This is a genomic window from Paenibacillus sp. FSL E2-8871 (assembly GCF_038000345.1).
In the GTDB taxonomy this organism is placed as follows: Bacteria; Bacillota; Bacilli; order Paenibacillales; family Paenibacillaceae; genus Paenibacillus_AQ.
This window is the reverse complement of sequence record NZ_JBBOBV010000001.1, coordinates 6,748,808-6,761,926: the sequence shown is the minus strand read 5'-3', so window position 1 is coordinate 6,761,926 and position 13,119 is coordinate 6,748,808. Positions and strand designations below refer to the sequence as shown.

The following is a 13,119-nucleotide window of genomic DNA, read 5'->3' as shown; positions in this document are numbered from 1 at the left end:
ACTTTTTCCAACTACAAAATCTACTACAAGGCTAACTAATTAAATAGGAACTTTGTCACATGTGCCTTTAACTACGCCCTTATGAATATTACTGCAACTTAGACACAAAATCAATGTTGTAGGCTCTTTTAGATGTAATTTGAGCTCGAATTATCTGAACGCACAAAAAAAATTAAAATAATCCCGGCATTGTGTCGAGATTATTTTAATTCCAATAAAATGTATAATTTACACTTAATTCAAAATAGTCTACTAAGTATGGTTATATGTCTTAAAGTGCAAATGGAAAGGCACGATTCACACTTCAGATTCCACTTCTTCTTCAAGGAAAATCTGTTCCTGCTGGACTTCAGCAAACTCACCTATTTTACGGAATTTACGATAACGATCTTCTTTCAATTCCGCTCTATCCAGAGGAATCAGCTCCTGCAAGTGACGCCATAATGCATCCTTAATTGCAGCTGCCGTAGCTTCATAATCACGATGAGCGCCACCTTTTGGCTCAGGAACAATCTCTTCGATGACTTCCATTTCAAGCAAATCAGATGCCGTTATCTTCATGGCTTCTGCGGCTTGATCAGCCTTCGAAGCATCCTTCCAAAGGATCGATGCAGCACCGTTAGGGGATATCACCGAATAAATGGCGTGCTCCAGCATAAGCACTCTATTACCAACTGCCAGTGCTAGTGCGCCACCACTCCCGCCTTCACCGATGACCACACAGATTACAGGGACACCAAACTGAGACATCTCGCGTAAATTACGGGCAATTGCTTCAGATTGTCCTCTTTCCTCAGCTGTATTGCCTGGATATGCACCTTTCGTATCTACAAAGGTTATAATGGGACGATTGAACTTGTCCGCTTGCTGCATCAGACGCAGTGACTTACGGAAGCCCTCAGGGTGTGCACTGCCGAAAAAGCGTAAAATATTCTCTTTCGTATCTTTACCGCGCTGCTGGCCAATGACCGTAACCGGGACGCCGTTAAGTTTGGCGATACCGCCTACAATTGCAAGATCATCCCCAAACATTCGATCCCCGTGAAGCTCGATAAAATCTGTGAAGATATGCCCCATAAGATCAAGAGAAGTCGGACGTCCTTGATGTCTAGCTAGATGCATTTTTTGGGAAGGGGAGATATTAGAATAAACTTCCTCCTCAAGCACACGATACCGTTCTTCCAGTCTTGCTACCTCATCCGTAAAATCAATACTTTTCTCTTCGCCAAACTGCTTTAGCTCGGCAATTTTCTTGCGCATTTCAACCAGAGGCATTTCAAAAGGCAACTCTCCTGCCAACCTAAAATCCCCCTTTCACATCATGCAATTCCAAAATTTTGGTCAGTGTGGCGCGCATTTCTTTACGGTGCACAACCATATCAATCAAGCCATGTTGCAGATTAAATTCAGCCGTCTGGAAATCATCCGGAAGCTTCTGGCGAATTGTCTGTTCAATGACTATACGTCCTGCGAAACCGAATACCGCCCCAGGCTCAGCAATAATAATATCGCCAAGACTAGCAAAACTCGCAGATACTCCGCCAGTTGTCGGATCCGTAATTATAGAAATATAAAGGCCGCCCACTTCGTTGAAACGAGCAAGCGCTGCACTGGTCTTCGCCATTTGCATAAGACTTAGAATACTCTCCTGCATTCTCGCTCCGCCAGAAGTAGAGAAAATAAGGAGTGGAAGCTGCTTCTCCGTGGCTTCTTCAATCGCCCGGGTAATCTTCTCACCAACTACAGATCCCATACTGCCGGAGAAAAATTCGAAATTCATCACAGCTACAATCACTGGATGTCCGCCAATAGATCCCTGCCCCGTAATCACGGCATCAGTTTGTCCCGATTTTAGTTGCTGTTGCTCCAGTTTTGAGGCATAACCCGGGAATTTCAGCGGATCTATAGAATACATTTCACTATCAAACTCAATAAAGCCCTCTGGGTCTAACGTCATAGCAATACGCTCTACGGCGTTCAAACGCAAATGATGACCACAAGTAGGACATACTTTTAGGTTCTTTTCCAATTCCTTGCTATACTGGATCGTTCCGCATTTATTACATTTACTCATTAATCCTTCTGGAATTTCCCGTTTGGGGCGTTCGCCTTCTGCAGGCACGCCGCTTCGCTCCAGACGTTCTGAAGGAATAGTCGCGTACTTCCGTTTCTTCTGAAATAAATCTTTGAACACACCCGCACCTCTTCAGCCGTTTATTTGCGTTATGCAGCTTGCCGCTGTCATGACTTTTCTCTTGATAGAAATTCAGGGATGCAGAATAAGATTAAGGACTTCCTGTACTTCCTCCAGTTCACCCGAAGGAACCAATATCTCAAACTGCTGCTTGGACATATTGATTGGACGGCATTTTACTAAAAAACCTTCTTCAGTCAGCTTACTCTTAATCATATCCGCCACTTTGGCGGTCGGCGCGATATATATTACCGTCCACATGCCTTGCAAGGCCTCCCCAATCTTAATTCCCAGCCGTATCCCGTATAATGGAATTATGATAACACAGTTTTCTTTTTTCCCGCAACAGGCGTAGGGCAAAGGAAGCAAGACTGAGGAACTTGTTCAAACGAAATGAATCGGGTCATTTATTCCGTGTCCGTGACCAGAGGATATACTTTTGCCCCTTCCTGCCGATGAGCGATTCTAGCAGAAGCAGCTGCAGCGATACCCGCTACTAAGTCATCCAAGAACACGTGAATCCTCCCCTTATCATCGTTCAATTCACCAATGATTCCAAGCTTTATTTTGTCCAAGTACCCAAATCCTGTAAGTCCGATCATCCCATATACCCCTGTGATGCCAAGGGCTAGAGTCTCGTCCGCTCCATAAAGTGATTCATCCGCTTCCATTACTGCCTGGAGCGGCTGCGGAAGCAGTCTTTTCTCTGCCAGTTCATCAAGTGCGATCCCCGTCATTAACGTGTACTGCACTTCTCTTTTTCCCAATACAGATTTCACACTGGAAAGGCATTCTTCCTTGGATAAACCGGGATAATAGACCGATTGTAAAATATATACGATTTCAGCAATGGAAGAAAGTGATACGCCTCTACGTTCCAACAGATCAACTGCCATTTGATAGGACATGATGTGATTCCCCTTTCCGCCCAGGGATTCGCCCTGTGGTTTCCTAATGTATGCGGAAAAGGGTGGAATTGTTCTTATTTTATTCTTACGGTACCTGCCCCCAGCATAGACTCGATAGCCGCGATTAGCTCCTCGGTAGGCTTAATCCGATAATTATCGCTAAGGGCCAGGAGCTTCTGATCCCGTTCGTAGAACAGAATCGTCGCTACTGGGCCTGGATGATTCTGCAGCAGCTCCTTCAGGCGCGACAGCTGCGCAGCATTCTCGGCGGCCGGCGTGATCTTGATAAAGACACGCTGGCCTGAGCCCGGCGCTGGCGCAGCGGCCGGTGCAGGTGTTGCAGGCGCAGCTGCGCCGCCTGCAGGTCTGCTAGCGGGGCCAGTGGCGGCCCCGCTAGCCCGCGAAGCAGGAGCCGCACCACGCGGCGGCGCTCCTGCTGTGGCCGAGCGTCCCGCGCTATACGAGCGGGATGCGGCGGCACTACGGCGCTGCAGCAGGCCGCGGAGTGTCTCCGCGGATAGCAGCGCCACTTCCTCGGCCAGCAGCTTGAAGCCTTCGTCCTCCTGCTGCACCTTGGCGCGCAAGGCCAGCAGAGCGCCCTTGGCAATCAAGCCGCGGCTTCGCTTCCACACCTCGGGGAAGAGCACGACTTCGCAGCGCTCGATCTGATCTTCCCATTCGATGAAGGCCATCGATTTTCCTTGCTTCGTCGTAATTTCCTTAACGGATACGACCATACCGGCCGTAACCGTCTGGCTCTCATCTGCGGCTTCACCGAGATCCATCAGCCGCTGTATACCCGGCTCCTCAAGCAGCTCAACACTATCGTCGAGCGGATGACCTGATAGATACAGCCCCAGCAGCTCACGTTCCATCTCCAGCTGCTGTCCTACTGTGAACTTAGGGATATCCGGATAGCGAATCTCCCAATTCGGCGTCTCCACCAAATCGTCGAACAACTGAATTTGCAGTTCATCCCGCTCCTTGCGCCATTTCGTCGCGGCGTCAACGGTCTCGTCCAGCATAGCCAGCAGCTGGGCCCTATGACCCGGCAGACAGTCAAAGGCTCCTGCCTGCAGCAAAGACTCCACTACCCGCTTGTTGCAGACCCGCAGATCCACACGTCGACAGAAATCGAGCAGGCTGTCGAACGGTCGCTCCTTGCGGACCGACATAATATTCTCCACTGCTAACGTGCCGACGTTCTTAATCGCTGCGAGCCCAAAGCGGATATGCCCTGTTCCCGTTTCCTCTCCTGGAACAGGGGTAAACAGTACGCCGCTCTCATTCACATCCGGCGGTAATACGCCGATGCCCGTGCGGCGGCAGTCTAGTACATATTCCGCCACCTTACGGTGAGTACCCATCACAGCGGTCAGCATAGAAGCCATAAATTGTACCGGATAATGCGCTTTAAGATATGCCGTCTGAAAAGCCAACACACCATAAGCCGCCGCATGCGCACGCGGGAAGCCATAATCCGCAAACCGTACGATCATATCATAAACAGCATTCGCATCCGTTTCGTTATATCCTTGCTGCAAGCTCCCCTGTACAAAATGACTGCGTTCCTTATCCAACGTCTCGCGCTTCTTCTTAGAAACCGCTCGGCGGAGCAGATCCGCTTCACCAAGCGAGAATCCAGCCATAAGCGAAGCAATCTGCATAATCTGTTCCTGATACACAATTATCCCATAGGTATCCGCTAATATAGATTTCAAATCAGGATGCGGATACTCTACTTCGATCTGACCGTGCTTACCTGCTATATATTTCGGGATAAACTCCATCGGACCCGGACGATACAAGGCTAGAACCGATACGATATCTTCAAAACCATTAGGCTTCAAATCCTTAAGCACACGTCTTACACCCGCCGACTCCAGCTGGAAGACCCCAGTCGTCTCACCAGCACCTAGCATTTCATACGTAAGCGGATCATGATCTGGTATGATTTTAAAATCTGGAACACTGCCACTCATTTCTTTAATCGAATTCATGCAGCGTTCGATAATCGACAAAGTACGCAGGCCCAGAAAATCCATCTTCAGCAGCCCAACACTTTCCAAATGCTCCATAGAGTACTGAGTTAACGCTGTACTTTCGTTGCCCTCTTGAAGGGGTACAGCATCAGTCAGCGGACCTTTGGAAATAACAACCCCGGCAGCATGTGTCGAAGCATGACGAGGCATACCTTCCACTTTCATTGCCATATCCAGCAAACCTTTGATCTTCGGATTACTGTCATACAGCGCTTTTAGGTCTGGAGTAGTCTCCAGCGCTCTAGCAAGGCTGATGCCTAGTTGTCCTGGGATGAGCTTGGCAGCCTTATCTACCTCGTTATAAGGTAAATTCAGCACCCTGCCCACATCACGGACCGCAGCCCGTGCAGCCATGGTTCCGAACGTAATGATTTGTGCCACATGTTCTTTGCCGTATTTCTCCACCACATAAGCGATAACCTCATCACGACGCTCATCACTAAAATCGATATCAATATCTGGCATCGTGATCCGTTCTGGATTTAAGAAACGTTCAAAGAGCAAGTTATACTTAAGCGGATCTACATCCGTGATTCGTAGGGAATAAGCGGTAAGACTCCCCGCGGAAGAACCCCGGCCCGGACCAGTAGCAATCCCCTGACGATGACAATAAGCGATAAAATCCCACACAATTAGAAAATAATCGCTAAAACCCATATTCTCGATGACGCCAAGCTCATAGGCAAGACGCTTCTCAGCGGTCTCTCTTTGCTCAGTCGATGCCCAAAGCGGTGTGTCTATATACCGTTCTTCAAGCCCTTTAAAGCACAACTCTCGCAAATAAGCAGCGGAGTCCTTACCTTCTGGAATTGGTGAATACGCAGGCAGAATATGTTGACCAAAGGTAAGCTCCAAATTACATTTTTCTGCGATCAATAGCGTGTTACTGATAGCTTCAGGCACATGCGGGAACAACGCCGCCATTTGATCACTACTTTTTAGAAACAGCTGATCTGTTCCGATCTTGAGCCGTTCCTCATCATCCACAGTTTTACCTGTTCCAATACAGATCAGAACATCCTGTACCTCTGCATCTTCCTTGGCCAAATAGTGGACGTCATTCGTAGCTACAAGTGGGATCTCACAGGCCTTGGCAAGTGCGATCAGCTTCGGATTTACTCGTTTTTGCTCGGAAATTCCGTGATCTTGAAGCTCCAGGTAGAAGTCTTCGCCAAAAATCTCCTTATATCGCAGCGCAGCTTTTCGCGCCTCGTCATCTCTTCCATGCAACAAATGCTGCGGCACTTCGCCGCCAAGACAGGCACTGAGGCATATGATCCCCTCCGAATGAGCGGCCAGAACCTCCATATCAATACGAGGTTTATAGTGATGACCTTCCAGATGACCGATAGAGATCAGCTTCATCAGGTTCTTGTAGCCGGTTTCATTCTTGACGAGCAGAATCAGGTGATAAATCGGTTGATCTTTACGACTGCCTCGCTCACGGCGAGAGCCCGCGGTTAAATAAGCTTCACAGCCGATAATCGGCTTGATTCCATTCTCTTTACACGCTTTATAAAAGGGGATCGCCCCATACATCACTCCATGATCCGTAAGCGCCAGCGACTTCATGCCGTATTCGCCGGCCCGGCGCACGAGATCGGTAATGCGCGCCGCCCCGTCCAGTAAACTGTATTCGCTGTGCACATGCAAATGCACGAAAGGGCTCATTATCCCACTTCCTTTCTACTACAAAAATCAAACATAAATAGTTGTTCAAAAAATCCGCTTTTGATCACGAAGTAACTTAAGAAGCTTACTCGACATCGAATATTGAATTCAGGCGAAACTTCCGGTGCTCACAAAAGCTTCCACTACGCTCCGCTCCTCATTTTCTACCTTCTTTCAATCTTCTCGGTGCTGAAAACCGTACTTTTTGAACTCGCACTATAAGATGAAACTATTTTATCATATTAAAGGGGGACCCGCCCATAGAATGGATTAAGAGCACATGGACAGGCAACGTTTATAGATGCCTCGTCCGGGAAGGGGCCTTTATGAGCATTTTTATGAGCAAAGCCATCCTCGATTTCTTTATCGCCTTCGGCATCGTACTTGGCGGAGCTATGGTCGGCGGAATCGGCGCCGTAGTATCCCTGCAACCACCGACGCAAACGATGCTAGATGTAGCAGACCGGATTAAAATATGGGCACTTGCCGCCGCTGTAGGGGGTACTATGGACCCTTTACGGGTCATTGAAAGCAACATGATTGGAGGCAACCTCTCTCCCGCCATCAAGCAAATCATGTATCTTGCCTTCGCTTTTCTCGGAGCTCATATGGGCAGCGAGCTAGTAAAATGGGTGTGCGGCAGGGGGTAACGCCAGTGAGAGTTCCACCATTCAGTCGTTTTCGTAGATTCACCCAAATTTCCGCTATATTCATGCTGGGGATCGTCGTAGGAGCCGTCATATACAACGCTATATACCATGTTGGATTCAACGTGTTATGGCTGAATAATGTAGACCTGCGTGCACAGATCGAGCAATATCAAGAGGATATTAAAACACTCAAAAAATACAATAATACCTCGACGGTAATCAGAGAAATCAAAATTCGATCAGAGGAAAGCAAAGCCCAAGCAGAAGGCTCACCCTCAGTTGACCCCGTAACTTTAAAATTAATACTTAGTGAAATACGATCAGATCTGGAGCCCATGCGTGGCCGCAGCATGTTCGATATTGACACAGACAGTAAACTGGTTAGACTGCTGCTGGATGGCAAACTTTACATTGTGCGTGATAAGGAATACTCTGTCAAAATCCGGACGATGCTCGTCATGGAAGGTGTTCTGCAAATCTGGGTGGAAATCACTCCTTTTAAGCGCAACTAACAACAATCGTATGATACAATAATGGACAGACAAAAGTGGAAATTACTTCAAGGCTTTTGCACGACATGATAAAGGAGCTGGCTGTCCATGGTTTTATTTATCAAGTACTTATTGTTTATCCTGCTGGTGATCTTTGTAATCGGCGCCGCTGTGTACAGCTTATCCTCTCGCCGTGCCTTAAATCCCCAAGATAAGGGGCTAAAACGCTCCGTCATGAATGTGATGCTGGGTTGTATGCTCGTAACGCTTTCCCTGATTTCCATGTTTCTATTTCGCGGCTCCACCATTAATATCATTGTTGAAGCTGCCTTTCTTCTAATCGGTGTGTTTAACATCTTCTCAGGAATACGCAGCTATAGTTATTACAGCCGTAGCCGTAGCCGTAGCCGTAGCCAGGAACAACACCAGTCGAAAGCCTAGACTATCCCTCTGATAGGATTACAAGAATAAAATAGACTACCCTCTCTATCATCGTTGAGGGCAGTCTATTTAGCATGTTTGTGATTCATTATCTATTAGCCGTGATCAATGGATTGCAGCATCAGGACAGCTTTCGCTACCAGGGTATCCGAATAGCTGATCTCTATTTCTAGCTTACATGTACGGCGACTTATCTCGAGCAGTCTCGGCATTACAATTATCGCATGTTCGATCTGTACCGGCCGGATAAAATAGGTGGACATATTATCTAATACATAGTCATTTCCTGTAATATCCTTCGCTGCCTTAAACGCAGAGAGCGTCATTAGCGTAGACAATACACCTTCAGAAATGGTACCAAGGTCTGTGGCCATCTGAGGCGTAATAAAGCCGTGAAAAAACAATCGACCCTCTTCATCCCGCTCATCCGCAAAACCGTTCCAGATGAGATGATCGAAGGTCTCCCCAAGCTGTGGAGTGTTACGGACATCTCGCAGACTTTGCAGCACTTCTTTACGGGTTAGGGAGCCCACCAATTTGCGGTTACGGTCTACAATGGGGAGGAAATCGACACCTTCCCACATCATGATCTGCGCAGCTGAAGCTAGTGAGGTATGCAGCGCAGCGGTAACCGGACTCCGAACCATAGCCTTTTCAATACTTTGCCCTTCTGCCAGGTCCTCTACTTCGCGTCGGCCGATAATCCCAATCACTCGGTTCCATTCATCTGTAACGGGAAAACGTTGCTCTCCAGTTTCCTCAGAAATCTGTCGCAGCTCACCTACAGTGCTTGAAATTTTCAACGTAATCATACGCGGTTTGCTGTCGACAATATCTTCTACCAGCATAATTTTTTTCTTAATCAATCTATCAAAAATCGCTCGGTTAATCATTGATGCCACGGTAAACGTGTCATGTCTTGATGAAATGATGGGGAGATCCAGTTCGTCGGCTAATGCCTTCACTTCACGACTCGTCCCGAAACCACCTGTAACCAGAACTCCGGCACCCTGCTCTAGCGCTAAGGAGTGAACATCATCGCGGTTACCCACAATAAGCAGACTGTCTGCGTCTATATAACGAATCATCGCGTCGACCTTCATCGCACCGATTACATATTTATGTAGATGTTTACCCAGTCCGCTAGCCCCACCGAGAACATGACCTTCCACAATATCAACCACGTCACCAAACGTCAGCTGTTCAGAAATGTTACGAGGCTTCTTTTCTACACGTACTGTACCAATCCGTTCCTTCGTAATGACAATCCCAAGATTCTCAGCTTCCTTGACGGCACGATAAGCCGTTCCCTCACTGACCAACATTTCTTTTGCAAGCTTACGAACAGATATTTTGGAGCCTACCTTAAGACTTTCAATATGCTGCAGCAGTTGCTCGTGTTTAGTAATTGCATCCCCTTGACCTTCCAACTGTTACACCCCCGTACTCCGATCTGTACTATACTGTACTCATTATACACGGAGAGAATGGCACAGTACAACCGATTCATATGCATCGAATTCGAATTTAATTGCCCGTTATTTAGCAACCTTTTCCTCTTTTTTATAGTCTGAGAGTTAAAGAAAGAGGAAAGGAGCATTGTGGATATGAACAAGACCACGTTAATAATATTTACCATTACTTTGCTTTTCATAGGACTGATCGGCTGTGGAAATACGAGAACCGAAGTAAAACAATCAAACCAAATAGAGCTGGATGCACAAAATATAGTTTCTATTAACTTAATAGAAAAAGACCAGCCGGTGACGACTATTTCTGAAGCATCATCCTTGAAACGTTTCGTTCAAGCCATAACTGCTGCTGAATATGATAAAGGACAACTAGATATTGCTCCAAGCGATTACAGAACCACCGTAAACATGAAGGACGGCATAAGTTATGAGTTCTCTTTTTGGATCGTCGGAAGCAACAGTGGGTTACTCATTAAATCGGGACAAACGGGTCACTATCGTCTTTCGGATATCAGCAAAAAAGATCTGTTGGACTTATTCCAATCGACTGTTAAAGAAGATAAGATTTCTCCAGCAGACACTACTAACCCACAGCCCCCTAACGTTCAAGTTACTGTTGGCGGTGAGCAATTCGATGCCATTCAAGGCTCTTATTGCTGGAATGACAATGGCAAAGGCGTCTGTGTAGATATGGCTTCTTACGATCAATTAGTTACCAAACAGAAGGTACATCCCAAAGCCATCAGCCGTGATCAGGTAGAACTCAAATTCTCATCTGCACCCAAGGAGATAGAGGTTGTGGCTTCATTTCCGGGTGAGGAACGTCCAGACGAAGCTCTTTCCGTAGAAAATAACAGTTTTCAACTCGCAGCAGGTAGCGGAAAACATCTGTATATAATCCAAGCAAGATGGCCTCAGGGGAGCGCCAGTTATGTATTTGAAGTAGAATGCTCTGTCAGTAAAGAGTAACCCGTTTGTTAGACAAACGGGGTAGTGGGTAGGCGAATAGAGAATAGTCCCTTAAGAAAAAAGGAAAAATATGTTATGATGGAGAGGTGAAAGGGGATGGCTTTATGCAATTTCTTTTTATACTCGCGATTCTCGTTCCTGCGGTGTGGTACTACGCGGCTCTAGGTAAACGGATATCTGCAGAAGAAAAGAAAGCTGGAAAAGATCTCTCGGATGAGATCAATCCTTTTACAGGTACAAGATAACTTTAATCCCCCTGATTTGCGGGCAATTTTAAAGCCCACTGGCTTACGCTAGTGGGCTTTTCTGTGAATCTAGGGGATTTATACCCCTCTTTTAGCTAATTCGGCGCTTTTCACGGAAATCTAGGGGATTTATACCCCTCTTTTAGCTAATTCGGCACTTTTCACGGGAATATAGGGGATTTATACCCTTCTTTTAGCTAATTCGGCGCTTCTCACGAGAATCTAGGGGATTTATACCCTTCTTTTCGCCATTTCAGCGTTTTCCACGGGAATATTTAAATCTAGTTACTTAAGGAAGCTACCCAATTCTATGATCTTTGTGTAACTCTAGTTTCTTCTTTCCATTTGGACTGCCATTGCTCCAATTTTGCTTTTCGCACAGCTTCCAAACGCTTGGTCTTCTCCTCATCAACACCAATAATAAAATGCAGATGTGCTGCAATAACCATAAAGGCAAAAAGTGACCAGACCACCCCAAAGCCAAATACCCAGCTAGGCCCATTCGCAAGCGATAACTTCGGCAGAGCATACAAAAGCATGGCCAACGCCAGCAACAGATAAACACCATGTTTAAACTTGTTTCTTTTTCTCATAACCCACAGCTCCTCGTAGACAAGATATTCGATTAAATCTATATCTCTACTCTATGAACATGAAGCCCGTAATATGAGACAAGTCCATAAAAATATACTTCTATTCAAAAAATTATATAAAATAATACGCATTTTTATAGCTAGCAAAGCTTATATATGAGATGATAATTTCATTTAGGGGGCGATTTAGAATTGAATGCAACTTATACTCATACCGAATACATAATTCGAAAAAAGGTATTTTCCATCATGGGTGCGAAGCTTCATATTTATGATAACGCCGAGCAGCTTGTACTCTATTCACAAATGAAAGCATTCAAGTTGAAAGAGGATATTGCACTGTACACGGATGAGTCTATGCAAAAGGAGCTTCTGCGTATAAAAGCCCGCAATGCCATCGACTTTAGTGCCGTTTATGATGTGCATGATTCGGAGACTGGCGAGCATGTTGGTGCTCTCCGGCGTAAGGGACTCAAATCGATTTTGAAGGATGAATGGACGATTCTCGATCATCATGATCAGGAAATCGGAAAAATCAAGGAAGATAGCACCGCAATGGCTATACTCCGCCGCTTCATCTCTATTATCCCTCAAAAATATAATATCGAGATGAATGATACAACGATCCCGACTTTCAAACAAAATTTTAATCCATTCGTTACTAAAATCATCGCTGACTTCTCTGAGGATCCCAAGGGAATGCTTGATCGCCGCCTAGGTTTGGCTGCTGGTATTCTTCTCTGCGCAATCGAAGGAAAACAAGATTAGCGAGTTTACTCATGTGCTAGTCACAAGAATAAATAGGGTGTTCCCAATGCCAAACGGCTTCGGGAACACCCTATTTAGATTGCACTGATCAAACTTTTCAGGTGAATACCCGCTTACTAAAAGCGTTTATTCGCCATACAATTGCGACAAGCTCTCGGTAATGATCTTGTTTACATCCTCGATTACAACACTCAGACGGCGTTCTGCATCAAACAGACGGCGAATCCCAAGATTCATGTTAAGCACCTCGAATAATTTCTCCATTTTCTCCATTTCTTCCTGCGGAGGCATGTCTCCGCTCATCATCCGTTGTTGAAGCTCCAATTGACCATTGCGGAAGTTGTCGAGCATCGCCTTGGCTTCAGGATCTGTTTCTACCAGTTTCATCGCGTTGGTGATATCCGCTACCTCAGTGCTTTCTTTAATGGCTTTCGCCAGTTCATGTGCTTTGTCATGAATACTCATTATGATTCCTCCTAAAAGTTTTGTAAGTCACTACTTCTCGATTCGTCTTCGTACAAAACTCATTTCGAAAGCGTTGCTTAAGTTTTGTTAGCGTTCGCTTCCTAGAGTTACTTCGTACAAAACTCGCACCGGAAGCATACGCTTAAGTTTCCAAATATTGATTCATCCCATGCTTGTTTCGCTTCTTGGGTCAGACTTATGAAATGATGC

14 protein-coding genes are annotated in these 13,119 nt (G+C 46.1%); 6 read left to right on the top strand and 8 right to left on the bottom strand.

The features are described 5' to 3' along the window. Positions 1-297 precede the first annotated feature (297 nt). From NYE25_RS30230 to NYE25_RS30210, 5 genes are all read right to left on the bottom strand, one after another. Positions 298-1,299, bottom strand: a complete 1,002-nt coding sequence (locus NYE25_RS30230; protein WP_341147600.1) for an acetyl-CoA carboxylase carboxyltransferase subunit alpha — start codon at positions 1,297-1,299, stop codon at positions 298-300. Position 1,300: 1 nt separating this feature from the next. Further along, positions 1,301-2,194 (bottom strand): acetyl-CoA carboxylase, carboxyltransferase subunit beta, encoded by an 894-nt coding sequence (gene accD, locus NYE25_RS30225; RefSeq protein ID WP_042186509.1) that lies wholly within the window; start codon positions 2,192-2,194, stop codon positions 1,301-1,303. 72 nt (positions 2,195-2,266) lie between these two features. Further along, positions 2,267-2,455, bottom strand: coding sequence for a hypothetical protein (locus NYE25_RS30220; RefSeq protein WP_042125966.1), 189 nt, complete (start codon positions 2,453-2,455; stop codon positions 2,267-2,269). Between the two features lie 146 nt (positions 2,456-2,601). Next, positions 2,602-3,102 (bottom strand): phosphatidylglycerophosphatase A family protein, encoded by a 501-nt coding sequence (locus NYE25_RS30215; protein WP_042186505.1) that lies wholly within the window; start codon positions 3,100-3,102, stop codon positions 2,602-2,604. A 74-nt stretch (positions 3,103-3,176) separates the two neighbouring features. Next, positions 3,177-6,815 (bottom strand): DNA polymerase III subunit alpha, encoded by a 3,639-nt coding sequence (locus NYE25_RS30210; protein WP_341147599.1) that lies wholly within the window; start codon positions 6,813-6,815, stop codon positions 3,177-3,179. 326 nt (positions 6,816-7,141) lie between these two features. Between NYE25_RS30210 and NYE25_RS30205 the strand changes: the two genes are divergently transcribed. The 3 genes from NYE25_RS30205 (at position 7,142) to NYE25_RS30195 (ending at position 8,397) form a co-directional block, all read left to right on the top strand. Beyond that, positions 7,142-7,465, top strand: a complete 324-nt coding sequence (locus NYE25_RS30205; protein ID WP_094874151.1) for a YtrH family sporulation protein — start codon at positions 7,142-7,144, stop codon at positions 7,463-7,465. Between the two features lie 5 nt (positions 7,466-7,470). Continuing rightward, positions 7,471-7,977 carry a hypothetical protein gene (locus NYE25_RS30200; protein ID WP_341049185.1) on the top strand — a complete coding sequence of 169 codons (507 nt, stop codon included), beginning with the start codon at positions 7,471-7,473 and terminating at the stop codon, positions 7,975-7,977. A gap of 87 nt (positions 7,978-8,064) precedes the next feature. Continuing rightward, a complete protein-coding gene (locus tag NYE25_RS30195) occupies positions 8,065-8,397 on the top strand; it encodes a YtpI family protein (RefSeq protein WP_341147598.1) in 333 nt (110 codons plus the stop codon). A gap of 95 nt (positions 8,398-8,492) precedes the next feature. Here the strand turns inward: NYE25_RS30195 and NYE25_RS30190 are convergent, their stop codons facing one another. Further along, entirely contained in the window at positions 8,493-9,827 is a 1,335-nt protein-coding gene (locus NYE25_RS30190; protein WP_341049186.1) for a DRTGG domain-containing protein, read from the bottom strand. Positions 9,828-10,004: 177 nt separating this feature from the next. Here NYE25_RS30190 and NYE25_RS30185 point away from each other — a divergent pair, with 177 nt between their 5' ends. Further along, on the top strand, positions 10,005-10,838 hold the full coding sequence (locus NYE25_RS30185) for a hypothetical protein (protein WP_341147597.1): 834 nt from the start codon (positions 10,005-10,007) through the stop codon (positions 10,836-10,838). Between the two features lie 104 nt (positions 10,839-10,942). Continuing rightward, a complete protein-coding gene (locus tag NYE25_RS30180) occupies positions 10,943-11,083 on the top strand; it encodes a hypothetical protein (RefSeq protein WP_341147596.1) in 141 nt (46 codons plus the stop codon). Positions 11,084-11,391: 308 nt separating this feature from the next. Here the strand turns inward: NYE25_RS30180 and NYE25_RS30175 are convergent, their stop codons facing one another. Further along, positions 11,392-11,676 carry a hypothetical protein gene (locus tag NYE25_RS30175; protein WP_042186490.1) on the bottom strand — a complete coding sequence of 95 codons (285 nt, stop codon included), beginning with the start codon at positions 11,674-11,676 and terminating at the stop codon, positions 11,392-11,394. Between the two features lie 192 nt (positions 11,677-11,868). Here NYE25_RS30175 and NYE25_RS30170 point away from each other — a divergent pair, with 192 nt between their 5' ends. Further along, positions 11,869-12,444 carry a hypothetical protein gene (locus tag NYE25_RS30170; protein ID WP_042186488.1) on the top strand — a complete coding sequence of 192 codons (576 nt, stop codon included), beginning with the start codon at positions 11,869-11,871 and terminating at the stop codon, positions 12,442-12,444. A 126-nt stretch (positions 12,445-12,570) separates the two neighbouring features. On the opposite strand, the gene NYE25_RS30165 is transcribed toward NYE25_RS30170, so the two are convergent. Further along, the gene (locus NYE25_RS30165) at positions 12,571-12,909 is read right to left on the bottom strand and encodes a YlbF family regulator (protein ID WP_042186485.1); all 339 of its coding nucleotides are present in this window, start codon (positions 12,907-12,909) and stop codon (positions 12,571-12,573) included. Positions 12,910-13,119 lie beyond the last annotated feature (210 nt).

Bases quoted from the DNA above. Each gene is read 5' to 3' on its own strand.
- NYE25_RS30165 (WP_042186485.1), bottom strand. From the start codon at position 12,909: ATGAGTATTCATGACAAAGCACATGAACTGGCGAAAGCCATTAAAGAA.
- NYE25_RS30180 (WP_341147596.1), top strand. From the start codon at position 10,943: ATGCAATTTCTTTTTATACTCGCGATTCTCGTTCCTGCGGTGTGGTAC.
- NYE25_RS30205 (WP_094874151.1), top strand. From the start codon at position 7,142: ATGAGCATTTTTATGAGCAAAGCCATCCTCGATTTCTTTATCGCCTTC.
- NYE25_RS30215 (WP_042186505.1), bottom strand. From the start codon at position 3,102: ATGTCCTATCAAATGGCAGTTGATCTGTTGGAACGTAGAGGCGTATCA.
- NYE25_RS30220 (WP_042125966.1), bottom strand. From the start codon at position 2,455: ATGTGGACGGTAATATATATCGCGCCGACCGCCAAAGTGGCGGATATG.
- NYE25_RS30210 (WP_341147599.1), bottom strand. From the start codon at position 6,815: ATGAGCCCTTTCGTGCATTTGCATGTGCACAGCGAATACAGTTTACTG.
- NYE25_RS30195 (WP_341147598.1), top strand. From the start codon at position 8,065: ATGGTTTTATTTATCAAGTACTTATTGTTTATCCTGCTGGTGATCTTT.
- NYE25_RS30185 (WP_341147597.1), top strand. From the start codon at position 10,005: ATGAACAAGACCACGTTAATAATATTTACCATTACTTTGCTTTTCATA.
- NYE25_RS30175 (WP_042186490.1), bottom strand. From the start codon at position 11,676: ATGAGAAAAAGAAACAAGTTTAAACATGGTGTTTATCTGTTGCTGGCG.